At 62.6% G+C, this 19,113-nt stretch carries 23 protein-coding genes and 1 tRNA gene; 10 read left to right on the top strand and 14 right to left on the bottom strand.

Features of this window, described 5'->3' with window-relative positions; translation table 11 throughout:
• Window position 1 precedes the first annotated feature (1 nt).
• The 6 genes from JST30_08755 to JST30_08730 all read left to right on the top strand — a co-directional run bounded on the left by JST30_08755 (window position 2) and on the right by JST30_08730 (window position 3,148).
• On the top strand, window positions 2-400 hold the full coding sequence (locus tag JST30_08755) for a CBS domain-containing protein (GenBank protein ID MBS1714411.1): 399 nt from the start codon (window positions 2-4) through the stop codon (window positions 398-400).
• A 44-nt stretch (window positions 401-444) separates the two neighbouring features.
• Complete coding sequence (gene bcp, locus JST30_08750; GenBank protein ID MBS1714410.1) at window positions 445-900, top strand: thioredoxin-dependent thiol peroxidase; 456 nt, start codon at window positions 445-447, stop codon at window positions 898-900.
• Complete coding sequence (panB, locus tag JST30_08745) at window positions 897-1,673, top strand: 3-methyl-2-oxobutanoate hydroxymethyltransferase (protein MBS1714409.1); 777 nt, start codon at window positions 897-899, stop codon at window positions 1,671-1,673. Before bcp ends, panB begins: the two co-directional genes overlap by 4 nt.
• Window positions 1,670-2,500, top strand: coding sequence for a pantoate--beta-alanine ligase (locus JST30_08740; protein MBS1714408.1), 831 nt, complete (start codon window positions 1,670-1,672; stop codon window positions 2,498-2,500). The genes panB and JST30_08740 overlap by 4 nt, the downstream gene beginning before the upstream one ends.
• 84 nt (window positions 2,501-2,584) lie before the next feature.
• Window positions 2,585-2,995, top strand: coding sequence for a hypothetical protein (locus tag JST30_08735; GenBank protein MBS1714407.1), 411 nt, complete (start codon window positions 2,585-2,587; stop codon window positions 2,993-2,995).
• Window positions 2,996-3,076: 81 nt separating this feature from the next.
• A tRNA-Thr gene (locus tag JST30_08730) sits at window positions 3,077-3,148 on the top strand.
• On the opposite strand, the gene JST30_08725 is transcribed toward JST30_08730, so the two are convergent.
• A complete protein-coding gene (locus JST30_08725; protein MBS1714406.1) occupies window positions 3,139-4,380 on the bottom strand; it encodes an MFS transporter in 1,242 nt (413 codons plus the stop codon). The two genes, JST30_08730 and JST30_08725, sit on opposite strands and share 10 nt — an antisense overlap.
• Before the next feature lie 74 nt (window positions 4,381-4,454).
• On the opposite strand from JST30_08725, the gene JST30_08720 reads away from it, so the two are divergent.
• Both JST30_08720 and JST30_08715 read left to right on the top strand, forming a co-directional pair.
• Complete coding sequence (locus JST30_08720) at window positions 4,455-5,552, top strand: glycosyltransferase family 4 protein (protein ID MBS1714405.1); 1,098 nt, start codon at window positions 4,455-4,457, stop codon at window positions 5,550-5,552.
• On the top strand, window positions 5,549-5,941 hold the full coding sequence (locus tag JST30_08715; GenBank protein MBS1714404.1) for a hypothetical protein: 393 nt from the start codon (window positions 5,549-5,551) through the stop codon (window positions 5,939-5,941). The genes JST30_08720 and JST30_08715 overlap by 4 nt, the downstream gene beginning before the upstream one ends.
• Here the strand turns inward: JST30_08715 and JST30_08710 are convergent.
• From JST30_08710 to ffh, 9 genes are read right to left on the bottom strand one after another with little or no spacing between them, the layout of a single operon-like run.
• Window positions 5,938-6,399, bottom strand: coding sequence for a DinB family protein (locus tag JST30_08710; GenBank protein ID MBS1714403.1), 462 nt, complete (start codon window positions 6,397-6,399; stop codon window positions 5,938-5,940). The two genes, JST30_08715 and JST30_08710, sit on opposite strands and share 4 nt — an antisense overlap.
• A gap of 22 nt (window positions 6,400-6,421) precedes the next feature.
• Window positions 6,422-7,168 (bottom strand): hypothetical protein, encoded by a 747-nt coding sequence (locus tag JST30_08705; protein MBS1714402.1) that lies wholly within the window; start codon window positions 7,166-7,168, stop codon window positions 6,422-6,424.
• A complete protein-coding gene (rsfS, locus tag JST30_08700) occupies window positions 7,129-7,506 on the bottom strand; it encodes a ribosome silencing factor (protein ID MBS1714401.1) in 378 nt (125 codons plus the stop codon). Before rsfS ends, JST30_08705 begins: the two co-directional genes overlap by 40 nt.
• Complete coding sequence (gene nadD, locus JST30_08695; protein MBS1714400.1) at window positions 7,487-8,074, bottom strand: nicotinate (nicotinamide) nucleotide adenylyltransferase; 588 nt, start codon at window positions 8,072-8,074, stop codon at window positions 7,487-7,489. Before nadD ends, rsfS begins: the two co-directional genes overlap by 20 nt.
• Entirely contained in the window at window positions 8,071-9,327 is a 1,257-nt protein-coding gene (gene obgE, locus JST30_08690) for a GTPase ObgE (protein MBS1714399.1), read from the bottom strand. The genes nadD and obgE overlap by 4 nt, the downstream gene beginning before the upstream one ends.
• An 8-nt stretch (window positions 9,328-9,335) precedes the next feature.
• Entirely contained in the window at window positions 9,336-9,851 is a 516-nt protein-coding gene (gene rimM / locus JST30_08685; protein MBS1714398.1) for a 16S rRNA processing protein RimM, read from the bottom strand.
• 4 nt (window positions 9,852-9,855) lie between these two features.
• Window positions 9,856-10,095: a KH domain-containing protein gene (locus JST30_08680; protein ID MBS1714397.1), complete on the bottom strand. Its 240-nt coding sequence runs from the start codon at window positions 10,093-10,095 to the stop codon at window positions 9,856-9,858.
• Entirely contained in the window at window positions 10,095-10,601 is a 507-nt protein-coding gene (rpsP, locus tag JST30_08675) for a 30S ribosomal protein S16 (GenBank protein ID MBS1714396.1), read from the bottom strand. Before rpsP ends, JST30_08680 begins: the two co-directional genes overlap by 1 nt.
• Window positions 10,602-10,661: 60 nt before the next feature.
• Window positions 10,662-12,035 carry a signal recognition particle protein gene (gene ffh / locus JST30_08670; protein MBS1714395.1) on the bottom strand — a complete coding sequence of 458 codons (1,374 nt, stop codon included), beginning with the start codon at window positions 12,033-12,035 and terminating at the stop codon, window positions 10,662-10,664.
• Between the two features lie 74 nt (window positions 12,036-12,109).
• On the opposite strand from ffh, the gene JST30_08665 reads away from it, so the two are divergent.
• Window positions 12,110-13,837: a glycosyltransferase family 39 protein gene (locus tag JST30_08665; protein ID MBS1714394.1), complete on the top strand. Its 1,728-nt coding sequence runs from the start codon at window positions 12,110-12,112 to the stop codon at window positions 13,835-13,837.
• Window positions 13,750-14,649, top strand: a complete 900-nt coding sequence (locus JST30_08660; protein ID MBS1714393.1) for a tyrosine-type recombinase/integrase — start codon at window positions 13,750-13,752, stop codon at window positions 14,647-14,649. Before JST30_08665 ends, JST30_08660 begins: the two co-directional genes overlap by 88 nt.
• Before the next feature lies 1 nt (window position 14,650).
• Here JST30_08660 and JST30_08655 read toward each other — a convergent pair whose 3' ends face one another.
• Genes JST30_08655 through JST30_08640 form a run of 4 tightly spaced genes read right to left on the bottom strand, consistent with a single transcriptional unit; the run spans window position 14,651 to window position 19,015 of the window.
• Window positions 14,651-15,460, bottom strand: coding sequence for a hypothetical protein (locus JST30_08655; GenBank protein ID MBS1714392.1), 810 nt, complete (start codon window positions 15,458-15,460; stop codon window positions 14,651-14,653).
• A gap of 31 nt (window positions 15,461-15,491) precedes the next feature.
• Window positions 15,492-16,145: a pyridoxamine 5'-phosphate oxidase gene (gene pdxH, locus JST30_08650; GenBank protein ID MBS1714391.1), complete on the bottom strand. Its 654-nt coding sequence runs from the start codon at window positions 16,143-16,145 to the stop codon at window positions 15,492-15,494.
• Window positions 16,127-17,590 (bottom strand): hypothetical protein, encoded by a 1,464-nt coding sequence (locus JST30_08645; protein ID MBS1714390.1) that lies wholly within the window; start codon window positions 17,588-17,590, stop codon window positions 16,127-16,129. The genes pdxH and JST30_08645 overlap by 19 nt, the downstream gene beginning before the upstream one ends.
• Before the next feature lie 27 nt (window positions 17,591-17,617).
• A complete protein-coding gene (locus tag JST30_08640; protein MBS1714389.1) occupies window positions 17,618-19,015 on the bottom strand; it encodes an aspartate ammonia-lyase in 1,398 nt (465 codons plus the stop codon).
• Window positions 19,016-19,113 lie beyond the last annotated feature (98 nt).

Here is a 19,113-nt window from a genome sequence, read left to right as displayed (position 1 = left end):
GATGACCCTGAGAGAGGTGCTGCATGCCCACATCCCGACTTTGACCCGTAAAAGCACGGTCAGGGACGCCGTGGACAAGATGGACGTGTACCAGTTCCCTGCCTTGGTCGTGGTCGACGACGACCTCGCTCCTATCGGAGTTTTGACCGAGGGCGACCTCTGCCGCGCGATCGGCCATCAGGGCAGCCTGGCCGCGCTGAGCTTGGAGGCCGCCCACCGCTTCGCGTCGGCCGATCCGACCGTCAGCACGCCCGACGCCGAAGTCGGCGAAGCCCTGCACATGATGCTGTCGCACGGCATCACGATCCTACCGATCGTCGAGGACGGGACCCTGAGCGGGATCGTGTTCCGCGCCGACCTGATGCAGGCGATGCTCGTCGATTCCGCCCCAGGGCCCTAACGCGCCAGGTTCCGACCCTCTAAACTGGCGGCTTGGAGCCTTCCATGCTGGACGCGGGCCGACCCTTTCCCGATTTCGAACTCCAAGACCAAGACGGGCGGACCGTCACGAAGCAGGACCTCTTGGGTTCGGCGACCGTGGTCTACTTCTATCCCAAGGACGATACGTCCGGCTGCACCGTCGAAGCCTGTGCGTTCCAAGAGTCGGTCCCAAAGTTCACGGGCGTCAAGGTCGTCGGCGTTTCGCCGGACGGCGTGAAATCCCACCGAAAGTTCGCGGACAAGTACGGCCTGACCTTCACCCTGCTCGCCGACACGGACAAGGCCTTATGCGAGGCCGTCGGCGTCTGGGTCGAGAAGAGCATGTACGGACGGACGTACATGGGGGTCGAACGCACGACGTTCCTGCTCGATGCCGAAGGGAACGTGGTCAAAGTGTGGAACAAGGTCAAGCCCCAGGGCCATGCGGACGAGGTCGGGGCCGCTCTGGCGGGGCGATGAGGGTCACGGCACCGGCGCTCCGGGCGATGAAGGCACAAGGCCGCAAGGTCGTGTGCGTCACGGCGTACGACACACCGACCGGTCGCACCGCCGACGGTGCCGGCGTCGACGTCGTCCTTGTCGGAGATTCCTTGGGCTCCGTCCTGATGGGCCGGTCCACGACCGTCGGCGTCACTCTCGAGGCCATGGCGCACCATGTCCGGGCGACCCGACCGGGCGTCGGACGCGCCTTATTGGTCGCCGACCTCCCGTTCGGGTCGTATGGGGCGTCCGTTGCCCAGGCCGTCGAGTCGGCCGCGGTGCTGGTCCAGGCGGGTGCCGACGCGGTCAAACTCGAAGGCCGCTACACGGCCGAGGTCGAGGCGATCGCCAAGACCGGCGTGCCCGTCATGGGGCACGTGGGAATGACACCGCAATCGGTGAACGCGTTCGGCGGACACCGGGTCCAGGGTCGGGACGGAGGCGCCGACATCGTCGACGACGCGGTCGCTTTGGACCAGGCCGGGGTCTTCGCGCTCGTCATCGAACTCGTGACGGCCGAAGCTGCGGCCGCCGTCACGCAGGCCGTGGCATGCCCGACCATCGGCATCGGGGCGGGCCCGCACTGCGACGGTCAGATCCAGGTCTACCACGACCTCTTCGGCCTGTCCGAAAGGACGTTCAAGCACGCCAAGCTCTACGGCGACGCGGGATCCGTGATGTCAGAAGGGATGAAGGCGTACGTGGACGAGGTCCGGAACGGGGTCTTCCCCGGACCGGAGAACACGTTTTGAAAGTCCTGCGCACGGTCGAGGAAGCACGGACGTACCGCAAGTCCGTTGGCGACGTCGCGTTCGTCCCGACGATGGGCGCGTTCCATGAGGGCCACTACGAGTTGATGCGGGAAGCGAAACGGCTCTGCCCGACGACGGTCGTGTCCCTGTTCGTCAACCCGATGCAGTTCAACGACCCGACCGACCTGGATCGCTATCCTCGCCAAGAAGAGCGGGACTTCTCCGGGGCTCAAGCGGCAGGCGTCGACGCCGTCTTCGCCCCCTTGGCCGAAGACTTGGTCTCTACGGATTCCGTACGGGTCCGGGTCTCAGGCGTCGCCGATCGATGGGAAGGAGAGTCCCGTCCAGGCCATTTCGAGGGCGTCGCGACGATCGTCCTTAAACTATTCAATATTATTAGTGCATCTACGGCGGTCTTCGGATTGAAAGACCTTCAGCAGTGCGCGGTCGTCAGGACCATGGTCGAAAGCCTGAACGTTCCGGTCAAGGTCCATACGGTCGAAACCGTACGGTCGCCGGACGGGCTCGCACTTTCGAGCCGGAACGCCCTTCTCACGGAAGTCGAGAGAGCGACAGCCCCGAGACTCTACGGGTTTTTGACCGAATGTGCCGAATCGCTACGGACGGGGAACACGGACGTCGCCTCGGCGGTCGCGACCGCACGCGAACGGTTAGAGACGTCAGGTTTTGTCGTCGGCTATGTCGCTTTGGTCGATCCGAAGACCATGACGGAACTCGGAGCTCCCCGTCCCGGATGCCGGTTGATCGCAGCCGCAAGCCTAGGTAACGTGCGACTAATAGACAACATTGACGTCAAGTATTGTTAGGCCCTATTGTCTTTTTTCGGAGATCGTCGGCATAATCGGGCCCTAACGGTCAATTGTGGCCGCGAACCTATCGGAGTCCATCGGATGGCAAAATCGCTACAAAAAATCAAATCCTCTCTGAAGCTGCGGACACAAGAGAAGAGCGGCGCTCTCACTCTCCGGCTTGGCGTGAAGAAATACGTCCTCCCGTTCGAAGTCCGATTGTTGACTTCAAACGACTTCGTGTTCGTCCACGTGCCGCCCAGCGCAGAGATCATGAAAGTCACGAAGAGCGGCCTGGAGGTCGTCACCGACGCGGATTCGGCCGAGCAGGCCGCCAAGAGCTTCCGGCGCAGCCGAAAGCGCACGTCGGCGAAAGCGTCCAAGTCGGTCGAAATGCCGACCGAGCTCGCCAACGCGCTGAACAAGGTCCCGGCCGGCTACAAGCTCGCCTACGGGCCTGACGGCCAGCCCAGGCTCGTCAAGACGCGGCGTCGCCGCAAGAAACAGGGCTGAAGTCCTGACACGCGCCGTCCGAGAAGCACGTCCGATTTTGTCGGACGTGCTTCTCGGCGTGTGCGGTAGAGTTCCATGTCCGCCGCGTTAGCTCAGTGGTAGAGCAACCGCCTTGTAAGCGGTAGGTCGTCAGTTCGAATCTGTCACGCGGCTCCGAACACCGGTTCTTTGATGTTCCGTGACGCCCGCCAGCCCCACGCTGCTACGGCGACCAGGCAGGCGCCCCCGGTCATCAGGGACACGTGCGTCCCCCAGACTTCAGAGACTTGGCCGAACAGCAAGACACCGAGGGGGGCGACGCCCGAAATCGCCCACATATGCATCGAGATCACCCGGCCACGAAGCGCGGGCGGTGCGATCAACTGGAACAGCGTATTCGTCGTGTTGAACTGCATGATCATGCAGACGCCCATGACGAGCAAGAGGGCGAACGCAGGCAGGGTCGAGCGCGTGAGGCCTAACAAGAACGTGGAAACGGCCATGACCGACATGGACACTCGGATCAGCGTCGGCTTGAACGGCTTCGCGCTCAACGACGCTGTCGTGAACAGCCCTAGGAGGGCTCCCACCCCACCGATCGCGAACGCCGTGGCCAGACCCGCTTCGTTCGACTTTAACTGCTGGTAGACGATGGCCGACATCTGGGCCAGATAGAAAGCACCGAAGACCGACGTGGCCGACTCCATCAGGAAGAGCGTCCGCAGGTCCGGACTGCGCAACGTGTACAAGAAGCCTTCGGCGACGAGGTCGCGGACGGGCTCGACCCTTCGCTCCACGGGCCTCAAGTCGGCCTTGATCACGAACGCGGCGAAAGCCAAAGCGAAAAAGCTGATCCCGTTAAGCCAGAAGCAAGACGCCGGGCCGAACCGAAGGACAAGCGGGCCCGCCACGGCGGGCCCCAGGATTTTGGCCAGGTTGAACGTCGAAGCTTGTGCCGGGATCGCCGCGGCCAGATCGGATTCGTCCACGACCGCCCTGACCACGGATTGCCGGGTCGGCACCTCGACACATTGGACGAACCCGGCCACGAACCCGACGAGCAAGAACATCCAATACGCGTGGGACTTGACCGACATCGTGGTCCCAAGAACGATGGGGCCGATCGCGCTCACGAGCATGCAGGCGATCAGGACCTTGCGCTTGTCGTACATGTCGGCGACGACTCCGAGGAACGGGCCGAAAAGGGACACCGGAAGCATGATGGAGAACGAGACCATCGAGAGCATGAACGGACTGCCCGTCGACTTGATGATCAGGTCTTGCTGGGCGACGTTCTGGATCTGAGAGCCGGTGAACGAGAAGAACGCGCCCAGCCAGAGCCACCGGAAGTCGCGGTGCCGCATGGCGCGGAGGGCGGGCACGCGCTCCAGTCCTCGACGCTCCATAAGACTGAGTATGACGATGCCGTCCGGGGGTCACTGGTACACTCTTGTCCTGATTCCGACCGGATCAGACAGTCGTGAACGGACGGTCGTTGCGCATTCTTCAAGTCGTGTCGAGTTCGGCCACGTCCGGGGCCGAGCACCATACGCTCGTGCTTGCCAGGCGCTTGGCCGCCCATGGCCATTCGGTCGAAGTGGCGTGCCCTCCGATCCCATGGATGCTCGACGCGTTGCGCCAATCCGGCATCCCGTGCCATCCGCTGGATTTTAAGGAGAAGGGCGGCTTGACCGGACAGGCCAAGATCCTAAAGATCGTCAAGGAGGGCCGATTCGACCTCGTCCACGCGCATCTGAGCCGGGCGACGTACACCAGTTTCGTCGCGGCCGGTCTGTACCGGATCCCGCTCGTCAGCACGGTCCACGTCGAGACGCGGGAACCGATCTACAAGTGGATCGGCCGGGGCCGGAACAGGCTCGTAGCGGTCAGCAACTACATCCATGGCGTGCTCAAGGGCCGTGGAGCCCGCGCCGATGCGATCGACGTCGTCTACAACGGCACCGACTTCGCCGACGTCGAAGTCGAGGAGGCCCATGAAGTCCACGGAGAGTTCGGCATTCCACACGAGCGGCGCCTCGTGGGGCTCGTAGGCAGGGTGGCACCGGAGAAAGGCCACCACATCGCCCTCCAAGCGCTGCCCAACGTCCTGAAGACACAACCGGACACCCAACTCTTGTTCGTCGGCCGGACGGACGGGGGTTTCCACGAGAAGCTGATCGCCGAGGCGGGCCAACTCGGAGTCCGCGACCACGTCACGTTCACGGGCAACCGCGAGGACGTCCCACGGTTGTTCGACGCGATGGCGTTTTCGGTCCTTCCTAGCGTCATGGAGTCGTTCGGCCTGGCCGTCATCGAATGTATGGCGAGGGGCCGGCCCGTCGTCGCTTCGAACGTCGGTGCTTTGACCGAACTGGTCGTCCACGAAGAGACCGGTCTCCTGGTCGAGCAGACGCCCGAGGCGTTCTCCTCAGCCATGGAGCTCCTGCTGTCCCGACCTGAATGGTGTCAGACTTTGGGCAGGAACGCGAGGATGGTCATCCAAGAGAAGTTCACGGTGGCTCAAATGGTCGAACGCCTCGAAGCGGTCTACGTGAAGACGATCGACACGGCCCGATGAAACTCCTTCTCTGCAAACTCTGCGAATACGCGACGCAGCAACAGAACGGCCGCCACTCGATGATCGGACTGTTCGATAACATCGTGGCCCCGTCGTTCCCGGTGGACCATCCTCCGATGTTCCTTTGCCTTCAGTTCGAATTCGACCCTTCGGAAGCAGGAGAACCGATGGACGTGACGATCAAGCTGATCGACGCCGACGCCAAACCGCTCCTGGACTTTTCTGCAAGCGGCGAGATCCCACGGGACGTAGGCGGCGGCCGCATCCGCCTCTTCATGCAGTTCCACGTCCCGCCCGTAAGGCTGGAACGACCAGGCGACTATCGGTTGGACGTCCACTTCAACGGCAAACTCTTCGGTGAAGAACTGTTGCCCGTCCTGAAGGCTTAGACCTGTTCGGAACGCCCGATCGCACGGGCCCAGGCGACCCAGTCGGTGTCCTCAAAGTCGTCCCAGCCCTCCGTTTCGGCGATACCACGGAGATGGCCCCTATGGTACGTCCCGTGGTTGACGACATGGCGGACGACGTCGCTCAGGACGGTGGAATACCGAGTGCCGTCGAAACGCGCGAACGTCATGCGGCTGTCCAAGTCCGCCGTCGGCAACCATGCGAGCCAACGGTCGCACGACTCCTGGAACAAGTCCAGCGAGGGCACGGGAACATGGTCGGGGCCAGGATAGGTCAAGTCGCGGCCCTCGATCCTATCGAGCCAGACCGTCTCCGCGAAGAGGACGTGGCCCAAGACGCGTTCGGCCCGGGGCCGGTCCTGGAACAGCGGGAGCGCTTCGAGCCACTTCGTGTTGGCCCAGAGACCGTACAGAAAACCGTCGGACGACCAAGTGTTCACGGAACGATTGTGGACGATGCCGTCAGAGTTCGAACTTCTTGTCGACGGGAGGCACGGGCCGCTCGAACTTCTTGGGTTGGACCCTCTTCGCTTTGGCGCTCGCTTCGGCGATGCCCACGATCCATGCTGCCGCCATGAGGAACAACGGGACCATGACCGCACCGTTGAAGTCCACCGTGCCTCCGCGGAAGAGGAAAGGGATCTTGCTCAATCCGTTCGGAACCGACACGGCCCAGGCGAGCGCTAACGCCCAGATTCCGAGAAGGACACCGCCGAACACGGTCGATCCGCTCGCCAATTGACCGAGCCCCGGGATCAGGAACGACAGGATGGCCGAGGCCTTCCCACTGGCGAACGAGCCGTCGTCCGGGGCCAAAGCGAAGGCCGGGTCGAGGGCGATCTGGATCGCGAGGACGGCTTCTCCGTACTTGCGCTCAGCGGAAGCGTTCGAGGGGTCGAGCCGGACGGCGGCGTGGTACGCCTCCTTGGCCTTGCGCACTTGCCGGCGCTCGGAGTAGGCGTCGCCCAACGCTTCTTGGACGGTGCTCGATCCCGGGGCCACGGAGGCTGCCTGCTCCAAAAGCCTTTGGAACCCGTCCTTGTCGCCTCGGATCTTAGCCAAGTTCGCCTGTCGGACCAGGTTTTCTGCCTCTTCCGCTTCGGCCGGAGTCGGCGGATCCGGCAACGGTTCCGGCTCAGCGTCCGCGTTTTCGGGCCCTCCCTCCGGACTTAGTCCAGTAGGGTCGGGTCGGGCGGCGTCGTCTTCCATAGGGTCTCCAGGTCGTAGAACTGCCTCTTCTCCTCAAGCATGACGTGGAACACGACGTCCCCGAAATCGTAATAGATCCATCCACCGCTGTTGGGGCCGGCGTTCGTCCTCATCGGCTTGATGCCGAGGTCGCGCAGACGATCGGCGACTTTGTCCGCGATGGCGCCGACATGGGTGTCGCTGTTGCCGGAACAGACGACGAGAAAGTCGGTGACGGGCGTTTTCGAACGGACGTCGATCACGTCGATACGTTCCGCCTTGATGTCGTCCGCGAACTCACGGACGAGCTCCGCCTTTTCGGCGGCAGGGGCGTTCTTCTTACTCTCTGTAGAGGCCAATGTTTTCGATGTACTCCCGAACGGCCTGTGACAGCCACTTGGTCGCGACGAGTCCGCGTGCGAACTCCTCTCTGATCTTAGACGATGAAACGGGGACTTCTGTCATGGGAACCTTGTCGACCGAGTACTGAAAATCGGGCCCGAGCCCGGCGATCGTCGTGTCCAACGCGACGTCCTCACGGGCCACGGCCGCGATCCGGCACAGGCCGGCGAGCTTGCGAGGCTCCCGCCATTCCGGCAACGTGTGCAGGGCGTCCGCGCCCAGGATCAGCCAGTAGTCCCCTGGCCGAACCATCTTCAACTCTTCGATCGTGTCGACCATGTAGCTCGGCCCGCCCCTGGTGATCTCGATGTCGGAGACGGTCAGACCTTCCTCTCCCGCCACGAGGAGCGAGCACATTTTGAGCCGGTGAGTCGCGGAGGTGGCCCTGCGCGTCTTGAGGGGGTTCCGGTTGGCGGGAACGATCACGACCTCGTCCAGGCCTAAGGCGGCCCGCACGGCCTTGGCCGCTTCGAGATGTCCGAGGTGTGGCGGGTCGAACGTGCCTCCGAAGACGCCGTATTTCACCGGCCCTCCATAAACGTGAACTCGAAACCGCCGACCCTGACGTTGTCGCCGTCTTCGGCACCGGCCTCTCGGAGCTTGTCGATGACCCCCATGCGATGAAGCCTGCGGTGCAAATGGCGGAGGGACTCGGAGTTCGAGAGCCGCGTCATCTCCACGGCGCGCTCGATCCGCTTGCCCTTGACGATAAACGTCCCGCCTTCGGACACGATCTCCCATGCATCGTCTAGCCGGTCGACGGCTTTGGGCCGGACGACCGTCGTCTTCGGCTTGGCGTCCTCCCGGGCCAGAGCCTCGGCCGCGGCGTACAGCAAGGGCTGAAGCCCTTGGCCCGTCGCGGCGGAGACGACGAAGACCGGATGCCCGGACCCGGTCAGCGACTCTGCGAGCGGATCCGTCGAACCCGGCGGCCCTAAGTCCGATTTGTTCAACGCGATCAGACGGGGCGCCGAGGCCAAATCTTCGGAATACTTCGCGAGCTCGGACTCGACGGTCTTGTAGTTCTCGACCGGATCCGTCCCGTCCAACGGGAAGGCGTCCACGACGTGGACGAGCACGCGCGTCCGTTCGACGTGTTTGAGGAACTGTACGCCGAGTCCGACACCTTCACTGGCCCCTTCGATCAGGCCGGGCATGTCGGCCATGACAAACGTGACGTCGCCGATGCTGACGACTCCGAGGTTCGGGACGATCGTGGTGAACGGATACGCTCCGATCTTCGCTTTGGACGCCGTGCATGCGCTGACGATGGTCGACTTCCCAGCGTTCGGAAGTCCGATCAACCCGACGTCGGCCAGAAGCTTCAGTTCGAGCCGGACGGCGACCGTCTCGGCAGGCTCACCGTTCTCGGCGATGGTCGGAGCCTGCCGGACGCTGTTCGTGAAGTGCAGGTTCCCCCGTCCACCACGACCGCCCTTGGCGACGACGAACGAGGCGCCGTCGGTGTCGAGGTCGACCATCGTCTCGCCGTCTTCTTCGAAGACGACGGTGCCGACAGGGACGCGGATGGTGAGGTCGTTCCCGTCCTTGCCGCTCTTGTTACCGTGGGCGTCGGTCCCGTTGGGGGCCTCGTAATGGTCGCGGAGTTTGAAATCATAGAGGGTCCGGGCGCCGCGGTCGGCCACGAACACGATGTCGCCGCCGCGTCCGCCGTCCGCACCGTTCGGCCCACCTCGGGGGACGTGCTTCTCCCGGTGGAAGCTGGCCGCCCCGTTTCCTCCCTTGCCCGAAGTCAACCGGACGATCGCAGAGTCAATGAACTGACTCACCGGACTTCGACCGCCTCTTCTCCGGGAAGCATGCCCTCGACAGGGTCGACGACGATTTTCCGTTCCTTCACGTCGATGTCCAGAACGAACTCTTTGATCGCCGGAATCAAGACGTCACCGATGCGGAAAAGGTCGTGGGCGGGCGACGCCACGACTTCGTCCAAGGTGCCGATCTTCCGTCCGTCCGGTGTTTCGACGGCCATCCCGATGAGGTCGGACGCGAGGTATTCGCCATCGTCCAATTCAGGAAGGTCTTCGATGGGGACCGAAAGGGATTCACCACGGACCGCTTCGGCGGTGGTCACGTCGGAAATCCCTTCGAGCTCGATACGGGCCTGACCTTTGTGCCAACCGCAGGCTCGGATCTTCCGGGCTTGACCAAGGAGGTAGACGACGGAACCGGGGTCGAACCGTTCGACGAAGTCGGTCAAGGGACGGACTTTCAGACCGCCTTTGAGGCCGTGGGTCCCGACGACCTTGCCGACCGGCCGGAAGGACCCGGAGGGTGCCATAGGGTCAGTCCGCGAGGATCTTGACCGCCGTCCGCTGATGGGCTTTGGCCCCGACCGCCGAAACGAGCTGGCGGATGCAGGAAATGACGCGGCCGTCCTTTCCGATCACCCGTCCGACGTCGTTCGGGGCGACCGTGACCGAGAACAGCTTCGTGCCTCGGTCGTTGCGCTCGTCCACCTTGACGACGTCCGGCTCGAACACGGTCATCCGGACGAGCTCTTCCACGAACCGCTTGAGGTCCATCAGGCTTCCTCGGCCGGAGCCTCGGCAGGAACTTCGGCAGGAACTTCGGCAGCGGCCTCAGGTGCCGGCGCCTCTGCGGCTGCTTCGACCGGGGCGGCCTCTTCGACCGCAGCCGGGGCTTCCGTCGCGGCAGGGGCTTCCGGAGCAGGCGCGGCGGCTTCGGTCTTCGGAGCGTCCTTGACGACCGACTCCTTGCTCATCATCGCCGTGCGCTTGTCGAGGAACTTGTAGTCGCCCTTGGCGTTCGGTCGCGCTTCAAAAAATTTGTCGAGCACGCCCTCCTTGCGCAGGATGTAAGCGACGGTCTCCGTCGGCTGGGCCCCGTTCATGAGCCACTCGAGCGAGCGCTCGCCGTTCAATGTGACCGTGGACGGCTTGGAGACGGGGTTGTACGTTCCAAGGATCTCGATAAAGCTGCCACCGCGACCGGCCGTGCTCTTGGCCACCACGATCCTATAGAACGGGCGGTGCTTCTGCCCCATCCTTCGAAGTCGAATCTTCACCATGTGTCTTGTTCTCTTCGCCTGTCCGCCCCACGGCGTGCGGCCCGGTCGGCGTACCAGGCCTTACCGTCGGCGGAACCGCTTCATCCGCTTCTCCATGTGGGAGAGCTGCTTCATTCCTTTGCGCATCTGGTGAAGCTGTTCGATCAGTCGGTTGACTTCTTCCTGACTGGTCCCCGAGCCTCGGGCGATGCGCCGCCTACGGGAGCCGTTCAGTATATCCGGATTCGAACGCTCGTGTGGCGTCATGCTGAGGACGATGGCCTGGACCCGGTCCATCTGCTTCTCGTCGATCTGGTCCAGCGCCCCCTCAGGAAGCGCCGTCGCCATTCCCGGCATCAGTTTCATGACGTTCTTGATCGGGCCCATCTTCCGGAGCATCCGGAACTGCTGGAGCAGGTCGTTGAAGTCCATCCTCCCCGTCCGCATCTTCGTCTGGAGGTCCAGCATCTCCGTCGGGTCTTCCCCTTGGAACGCCTCCTCGGCCTTGGCGATGATCCCCATGACGTCGCCCATCCCGATGATCCGCTCGGCCATGCGGTCCGGATGGAACACGTCCAGGGCTTCGACCTGCTCGCCGACGCCGATGAACCGGACCGGCACCTCCGTTGCGGACTTGACGCTGAGGACGGCCCCACCGCGGGCGTCTCCGTCGAGCTTGGTGAAGACGGCGCCGGTCAGGGTCAGCCTCTCGTGGAACGCTTGGGCGACGTTCACGGCTTCTTGGCCCGCCGTCGCATCAAGGACGAGGAACGTCTCCGAAGGCCGCACGGCCGCCGAAACCGACTTCAACTCGGCCATCAACGGTTCGTCGATGCTCAGCCGGCCGGCCGTGTCGACGATGACCACGTCCAGGAAGTAGTGCCGGGCATAGTCCATGGCCCGTTTGGCGACGGCCACGGGATCGGTCGACCCGCCCACAGCAGCCGAGGTCGGGCCCTCGCTGACGCCGTTCGGACCGAAGACCGGGACTCCGACCTGCTCGCCCAAGACCTCGAGTTGTTTGACCGCAGCCGGACGTTGAAGGTCGCAAGCCACGAGCAGAGGCTTCTTGCCTTGCTTCAAGAGCCACTTCGCGAGCTTCGCGCACGTCGTCGTCTTGCCCGAGCCCTGCAATCCCGCCATCAGGACGACGGTCGGAGGCGACGGGCTCCACTGGAACGGCACGTCGTGGCCCCCGAGCAGGTCCACCAGCTCGTCTCGGACGATCTTAAGGAGCGTCTGGTCAGCGGTCAAGCTACCGAAGACCTCTTCACCGATGGCCTTGTCCTTGACCTTGGCGACGAAGTCCTTGGCCACTGCGAAATTGACGTCGGCCTCGAGCAACGCGACCCGGACCTCACGGAGCATCGCCGTGACGTCGTCCTCGTTGAGCCGGCCCTTCTTCCGCAGTCCGGCGAAGACACCGGCAAGGCGCCGGGTCAAGTTGTCGAGCATGGGCCGGGAGTGTACCGGCGGCCCTTCGAGGCGCCACCGACCGGCGCGCCCGTCCAACCGCTATACTCGCGGCGATGAAGAGGTTCACCCATCCGGCCGTCATCGGACTGGCCCTCTTCCTCGTCGCTTTTTTGATCCGGTCGGCCGGCGTCGGTTGGGGACTGCCCGACGACCGCCATGACTGGAGCTACCACCCGGACGAGCCGGTCATCTGGTCTTATAGCCGGCAGGTCAAGCCTGCTGAAGGCAAGTTCGCTCCTGGTTTTTACAACTATGGAACCCTTTACCTTACGTTATTGAGCGTTTCGACGGACTTTGTGAACGTCTATGGCGGAGCACCGGATCCGAAAGACCCTGAAGCTCAGGTCCGTGCGCTCGGTAAGTACCACCTGGCAGGGAGGGTTCTGGGTTGCCTGGCCGGGGCCGGCATAGCCTGGGTCGTGTTCTTGATCCTATGGAGCCGCACACATTGGGTCGGTGCCGTGTTCGGCGGCCTTGCGACGGCGGTAGCGCCGGGACTGGTCGTCCACTCCCGGTTCCAGACCGTCGACGTCCCTGCCGTCTTCTTCCTGACCCTCGGACTTCTCTGGTGCTTGCGCATCCAAGGTGCGGACAAGGTCCGTGCTGCCGTTTTGGCGGGCCTGTTCTTTGGCTTGAGCGCAGGGACGAAGTACACGGGGTTGCTGGGGCTCTTGCCGCTCGCCGTTGTCTGCGGGATGGAGCGTAAGTGGCGCGACCTTGTGGCCGGGGCCGGGGTCTGCTTGGTCGCGTTCGTCGTCACGACGCCGGGAATTCTCATTGATAACGCTAAGTTCATGAGGGATTTCCTATACGAAATGGCGCACACATCGGAAGGCCATGGACTCGTTTTCGCCGGAACAGCCCCAGGCTTCCTGTATCACCTCACGAACCTCTTCATAGGGTTCGGGCTCATCCTTACGGGCCTGGGCTTGGCCGGTCTGGGCCGGGCGGCCGTCAAAAGGCACGTGTGGGCCGTGGCGCTCGCCGTCTTCTTCGTCGCTTACTTTGTTTTGATCGCGCGTGCGGAAGTCAAGTTCCTGCGCTATGCGCTGCCTCTGGTCCCTGTTCTCGCCGTCGGTGCGGGCTGGATCGTCGGACGGGCGCACGTCCATCCGAACCGAAGGTGGGTCGGTCTCGGTGCCTTGGGGGTGATCGGACTTGGCGGGATACCCGGCGGTGGGCTGCTCACGACGGCGCAGGCCACGATGGCGATGGTCGGTAAAGATCCACGCGACGTCGTCGTCGATACGTTCATCGAGAGATTCAAGGCTGGTGACGACAGGACGATCGGCCTCGTCAGCGACCCTTGGTTCTATACGCCGCCCTTCTACAGGCAGGTCGGACTGCCGCGCGCCGTGCCGTTCGACAGTCGGCGCCAGACCATGATCGAGGAGTTTGGGCCCGGCCTCGTCCAATACTTGCCCGAAGACCACTCCCAGCGCAAGAACTGGGACGTCCGACTGCTCGACCTCAAGCCCGGTTACGTCGTGTTCTCCAGCTTCGAGACCGAGGGGCTTGACCGGGTCGCGGCGTCCGGACGGGATCCGGGCCCCTTCACGGCACAGGTCGCCGACTACAAGGCCTTCGTCCAGAAGTTGCAGGCCGAATACGACCTCGATCTGAAGGAGCCGTACCTGCCTGCGGCGTGGGCCGAGGTGCACGACATGATGTACGTCCGTCCTACGATATGGGTATGGAAGCGCAAGACGGGTTCGCCGACGCCGCCGAGTGGTTCCTCGACCACCTCCGGGGCCAGCGTGACGCCAGTCCCCACACGGTGACGGCCTACCGGAACGACCTGGAGTCGGCCGCGTCGTTCTTCCGCGGTCTTGGCCTCTCGGACTGGAGCGAAGTCGACCCGGCGGTCCTGGCCCGTTACCGTTCGTCGCTCGGACCGCCGCTCAAAGTGACGACGCTCCGAAGGAGGGTCTCGAGCCTTCGCTCGCTTCTCAAATTCCTCAAGCACCGACACCAGGGACCCGAATGCGAGCTGCCGTCGGTCAGCGGGACGCGCTTGCCGAAGCGCCTTCCCAAGGCGCTGCCTCTGGAACTCCTCGAGCGGCTCTTGGACGCCCCCGATCTCAAAACGCCCCAGGGGTTGCGCGACCGTGCGCTGATGGAAACGGTGTTCGGAGCCGGATTGCGGGTGAGCGAGGCTTGCGGCCTGCGGTTCGAAGAACTCAGTCTGGACACGGCCGCGCTCCGGGTCACGGGAAAGCGGGGCAAGACCCGATGGATCCCTCTTCCCGCCCTGACTTTGCCCTGGATCGAGCGGTATCTGGTCGAAGGGCGCCCGCACTTGGTCAAACGCCCGGTCGGGGAGGTCTTCGTCGACGGGCACGGCCGGGCCCTGAGCCGCTCGATGGCCTACAGGATTCTGGAGAAGCACGCGAAGGCGGCCGGGATCGAGCGACACGTCGGGCCTCACGTCCTGCGGCACACCTACGCCGTTCAACTTCTCAAAGGCGGGGCCGACCTCCGCACCGTACAAGAACTACTCGGGCACGCGAGCGTCAGCACGACCCAGGTCTACACGCAGCTCGACACCGAAGAAGTCCGCCGCAAGTACACGGCCGCCCATCCGCGCCGATAGCTCAGCGCTCGCCGTTCAGGATCCGTCTCCAAACGCGCTCGATCTCCCTTCTCAGTTCGGGCGAGGCGAGAGCCATTTGTTCCTCGACGTACGGCCAGGCGTCCTTGCCCATCACCAGCAAATCGCGTTCGGCCATTTTGCGGACGATCGGGTTCTTGTCGAGCAACAGGGTGCACTGACAGATAGGGCGGACACCAGGCTTGATCGTGTCCGACTCCCGGACGGCGGTCAGTTTCGCCTTGCCTCCTTGGGCGACGGCGAACGTCAGCGTCGAGACCAGTGAGCCCGTGTCGCCACCCTTTTCAACGACGGGAACCTTGGCGGTGACGGTCAAGGAGCCTGACGCCGATTTGACGATGACGTTTTCGGGCTGGACCGTGAACTTGAAGAACCCGTCCTGGCTGAATTCGGCCGAAGCACGGGCGTAACCGAGGGCCAAGTCGCGGGCCTGCCCCTCCGACCCGACCGGTGCGACACGGGCGACGAAGGCTTTGGCGAAGTCTTCCCTCTTCGTGAAGAGAGCGACCTTTCCGGATTTGTCGACGAGGAAGACGCTCCGGACGGCCATCGGGCTCTTCGGAACGGCTTGCACCGGGAACTCGCGATAGTGGACCGCTTGCACCGAGACGCCCGGCATCAGAGCTTTCAACCCCTCGGTCATCACGACAGAGGGCGTCGGGTTCTGGCTCGAACCCGTCGTCTTCTTCATCCACTCGACGATTTTTTGTGTCGAAGCGTCCATTTGCTGCTCCTTCGATAAGCTTTGACAGCCCAACAGGGATGTGACCAGAAGCGCGGCGACGATGCTCATACGTTTCAGACGCGTCAAAGAAGCTGCTGCATCACGGAGCAAGGCGCTCTATGACCCACTGGCCACCGGTCAGTCGGTAATGAAACCTGTCGTGGAGTCTCGCAGGTTGCCCTTGCCAGAATTCGAACCTGTCAGGCGTCAAAACGAAGCCGCCCCAGTTGGCCGGTCTCGGCACATGGTCTGGAAACTCAGATTTGAGGCGGACGATCGTCTCTTCGACTTCGCCGGGATCACTAATGACGCGACTTTGCGGGCTGGCAGCCGATGCCAGTCGGTTTTGATACGGCCTTCCCGCAAAATAGGCGTCGGAGTCCTTTGCCGAGGCTCGTTCTACGCTGCCCTCGACGCGGACCTGACGGTGCAGGGCGGGCCAATAGAAGGTCAAGGCGGCCCACGGCGCGGTCGAGAGTTCGAGGGCTTTACGGCTTTCGTAGTTAGTGAAGAAGGTCAGCAAGCCAGGATCTAGAAGTCGAATCAATACCATGCGGCCGCTGGGTCGGCCGTTCGGACCGACTGTCGAGAGGCAAGCCGCATGGGGTTCGGTGACGCCCGCCGCGAACGCCCCGTCCAGCCAGGTCTTCCATTGGGCCGCGGGGTCGGGATCTAGGTCGCTCAACTGGAGATGCGGTGCGACGTAATCGGTCCTTATGTGTGCATGACGGTTTGTCAATTTCCCAGGAACCATTTGAATCGGTCGAATCGCGCCCGCCACATGTTCAGAGGCGCGACCTGGTTCGCCTTCGAAGCAAAACGCACTTTGATCTCCCCTGTAAGAGAATTCACGAATTGGTCGACAGGCCCACTGGGCGTAATCGTGAACACCTGATCAATATCGCTTAACATTAGCTGCTTGATCGTGACCCATGTACCTGCAACGTAATCATAAAGGCTAACATCAGTCTGCAATCCGATTCCAGGCGCAGAACCTTCAATAGCTAACGAAAGGTACTTAGGCGTTAGAACGAATGAAGTGCCTTTCAGTATGAATTGAACAGGAGCCTCACCTTGAAAGGCGACGAAACCATTTTGAACCTCAAACCTGTCATCGTCACTAGAGACTAGAGACTCCAGAGTCCCCCTCTTATGAATACCTCTCTGGATCGAGTAGGACTCGGCGAGCGAACCGATGGCTTCTATGATTTGCAATCCATCGACCAGTTCGGCTCCTGAACCTCCGCTCGAGGCTGCGACGATTTCTAGGTAGGGGTAGTCCGGCCCAAAGAACGGGTCAGACCTGACGTCAGTCCAATGATCTGTGTTCACGAGTCGTGACGGTATGATCTTTACTCCATTAAACCGGAATTCGACCGGAATCCCGTTCGTTCCGATGGTCGAACGCATCATCAAGCAACGCAACGCATAGGTTTTGCCAGTATCCAGAGGGCCGATGAGCTGAGCAATTTTCCCGGACTTCTGCAAGAACGAATATTGGGTTCCTTCCCCAGCTCCATTACCCCATTGCGTCAAACCGTTCGCAAGGCCAGAACTAGCGGAAAACTGCCACGAGAGGCTCAAAGAAGTGGGTTGCAGCTTCCATTCGCCTTCGGCCATCACTGGAAGCTCGAATCCAGGGTTTGGCACCGATTCTACTGGTGGAGGTGGCGGCCAACTCTCCAAGACGATATCGTCCAGTTCGGTCGTCAGGAAGCTTCGGTCATCGTTAACCGACCAAGTAAACGTCTGATCGGATGCTCCAGCAAAAAACCAGTCCGTAGCAAATTCGATCCAGTTCCTACTGAACGGCCTCAAAGCGGTAAAGACGTCCAAGGACCCGTCCTTAGTGACTAGTATCGGAGTTCCGATCTCACCCGGTCTTTGCCTGAGCCAAAACCGGAGTCTGTACTTGTTCCCTGGGGTCAGGCCATGGAGCGTTTGGGTCACAGATCCAGGTGTCCAAGTACTTTGCAGGAGGGCGAACTGTTCGCTCGAATGTCCGCCGTTTCCCCAGACCGTATTGCCGTTGGCTAATCCAGAACTTCCGTTCAGCGTCCAACCTGGAACGTCCGGAGTGTTGAACGACCAGTTACCTGAGCCAAGGCCAGGTATCTCGAAGTTACCGTTAGTGACATCGGCGTTTGCAGGGAACAACAGTGCAGAACACACGCAGAGAGCCGTCAACCGCGCGGACATGGTTCAGTCTAACACAAGTTTCGGCACCTATCGTCCGGGGATGCCAGGTTCGGTCAGCAAGGCCGGATCAAGGGCTTTAGCCAACGTCTCTTCGTCGAGCAGTCCCTTTTCCCGGACGACCTGTGGGATCGGCTTCTTTTCCTTGAGCGCGGTCTTGACCACGTCCGCCGCGGCCTTGTACCCGATGAACACGTTCAGGGCCGTCGCCAACGAGGGCGACGTCTCAGCGTAATGCCGGCACACGTCTTCGTTGGCGGTGATCCCGACGATGCAGTTGTCGACGTACGTGTGGAGCGCGTTCGTCAGGATCTGGATCCCGAACTGCGCGGAGAACGCCATGCCCGGCATCATCACGTTGAGTTCGAGCTGTCCGGCGCGGACGCACTCGTCGATCGACTGGCACTGTCCGAGAACCTGGAACAGGACGATGTTCATGTTCTCGGCCATGCTCGGATTGACCTTGCCGGGCATGATGCTCGAACCGGGTTGGACTGGCGGCAGAACGATCTCGGCCAGACCCGTGAGCGGCCCGGAGCAGAGGATTCGCAGGTCGTTGGTGATGCGGGTCAGTTCGTTGCAGAAAAGCCTCAGGCCGGCGGCGAGGGCGCCCATGCAGAACTGCGACTGCATCGCCTCGCGCATGTCGTCGGTCGCCCGGAACGGAATGCCGGTGTACTCCTGCAACCGCTTGACGACGATGAAACGGTAGCGGGGATGCGTGTTGAGCCCGGTTCCTGCGGCACTGCCGCCGATCCCCAGCTCTTCCAGCCCGCGGGCCGCGTCTTCCAGCCACTTCTTGGCCCTCCGGACGGCGACCGCGTACGCCGTGAACTCCTGGCCCAAGCGGATCGGAACGGCGTCCTGCAAGTGCGTCCGGCCGCTCTTCAGGACGTGGTCGAACTCCTTGCCCTTCGCTTCGAACGCCTCGGCCAGTTTGTCGACGGCGGGAAGGAGGTCGGCGAGCATGAGACGGGCCATGACCCTCATGGCCGTCGGGAACGTGTCGTTCGTCGATTGTCCGTAGTTGACGTGGTCGTTGGGGTTGACCTTCTCGTACCGACCGAGGTTGCCGCCGAGGATCTCTTCGGCCCGGTTGGCCAAGACCTCGTTCACGTTCATGTTGAAACTCGTGCCCGCGCCCATGTGGAACACGTCGACCGGAAACTGGTCCCGGAGCTTGCCTTCCAACACTTCGTTCGCCGCCTGGACGATCGCGCTGCCCTGCTCGGTGCTGATCAGGTCGAGCTCGGTATTGGCTTCGGCGCACGCCTTCTTCAGCATCACGAAGGCGTCGATCATCTTCGGATGCTCGGTGAGCCCGGAGATGCGGAAGAGGTTGCGGGTCCGCTCGGCCTGGCTGCCCCAGTAGGCGCCCTCGGGCACCTGCACGTCGCCAAGCGAGTCCTTCTCGATGCGGAAACTCATGCTGACCCGAGGTTACCGGGCGTAGTCGGAGGGCGGAGGGTAGTTAGGGGGCGGGGAGGTCGATGGTCTGAAGTTGGCAGTTGGCAGTTGTCAGTTGG

This window comes from Armatimonadota bacterium (assembly GCA_018268395.1).
Taxonomy (GTDB): Bacteria; Armatimonadota; Fimbriimonadia; order Fimbriimonadales; family Fimbriimonadaceae; genus JAEURO01.
Note: the sequence above shows the minus strand (reverse complement) of the source record. Positions and strands in the feature narration are given on the sequence as shown.

Bases quoted from the DNA above. Each gene is read 5' to 3' on its own strand.
- JST30_08655 (MBS1714392.1), bottom strand. From the start codon at position 15,460: ATGAGCATCGTCGCCGCGCTTCTGGTCACATCCCTGTTGGGCTGTCAA.
- JST30_08660 (MBS1714393.1), top strand. From the start codon at position 13,750: ATGGAAGCGCAAGACGGGTTCGCCGACGCCGCCGAGTGGTTCCTCGAC.
- panB (MBS1714409.1), top strand. From the start codon at position 897: ATGAGGGTCACGGCACCGGCGCTCCGGGCGATGAAGGCACAAGGCCGC.
- JST30_08640 (MBS1714389.1), bottom strand. From the start codon at position 19,015: ATGAGTTTCCGCATCGAGAAGGACTCGCTTGGCGACGTGCAGGTGCCC.
- JST30_08755 (MBS1714411.1), top strand. From the start codon at position 2: ATGACCCTGAGAGAGGTGCTGCATGCCCACATCCCGACTTTGACCCGT.
- ffh (MBS1714395.1), bottom strand. From the start codon at position 12,035: ATGCTCGACAACTTGACCCGGCGCCTTGCCGGTGTCTTCGCCGGACTG.
- pdxH (MBS1714391.1), bottom strand. From the start codon at position 16,145: ATGGTTCCTGGGAAATTGACAAACCGTCATGCACACATAAGGACCGAT.
- rimM (MBS1714398.1), bottom strand. From the start codon at position 9,851: ATGGCACCCTCCGGGTCCTTCCGGCCGGTCGGCAAGGTCGTCGGGACC.
- rpsP (MBS1714396.1), bottom strand. From the start codon at position 10,601: ATGGTGAAGATTCGACTTCGAAGGATGGGGCAGAAGCACCGCCCGTTC.
- JST30_08680 (MBS1714397.1), bottom strand. From the start codon at position 10,095: ATGGACCTCAAGCGGTTCGTGGAAGAGCTCGTCCGGATGACCGTGTTC.
- JST30_08645 (MBS1714390.1), bottom strand. From the start codon at position 17,590: ATGTCCGCGCGGTTGACGGCTCTCTGCGTGTGTTCTGCACTGTTGTTC.
- JST30_08665 (MBS1714394.1), top strand. From the start codon at position 12,110: ATGAAGAGGTTCACCCATCCGGCCGTCATCGGACTGGCCCTCTTCCTC.
- JST30_08735 (MBS1714407.1), top strand. From the start codon at position 2,585: ATGGCAAAATCGCTACAAAAAATCAAATCCTCTCTGAAGCTGCGGACA.
- JST30_08705 (MBS1714402.1), bottom strand. From the start codon at position 7,168: ATGGAAGACGACGCCGCCCGACCCGACCCTACTGGACTAAGTCCGGAG.
- JST30_08715 (MBS1714404.1), top strand. From the start codon at position 5,549: ATGAAACTCCTTCTCTGCAAACTCTGCGAATACGCGACGCAGCAACAG.
- JST30_08725 (MBS1714406.1), bottom strand. From the start codon at position 4,380: ATGGAGCGTCGAGGACTGGAGCGCGTGCCCGCCCTCCGCGCCATGCGG.
- bcp (MBS1714410.1), top strand. From the start codon at position 445: ATGCTGGACGCGGGCCGACCCTTTCCCGATTTCGAACTCCAAGACCAA.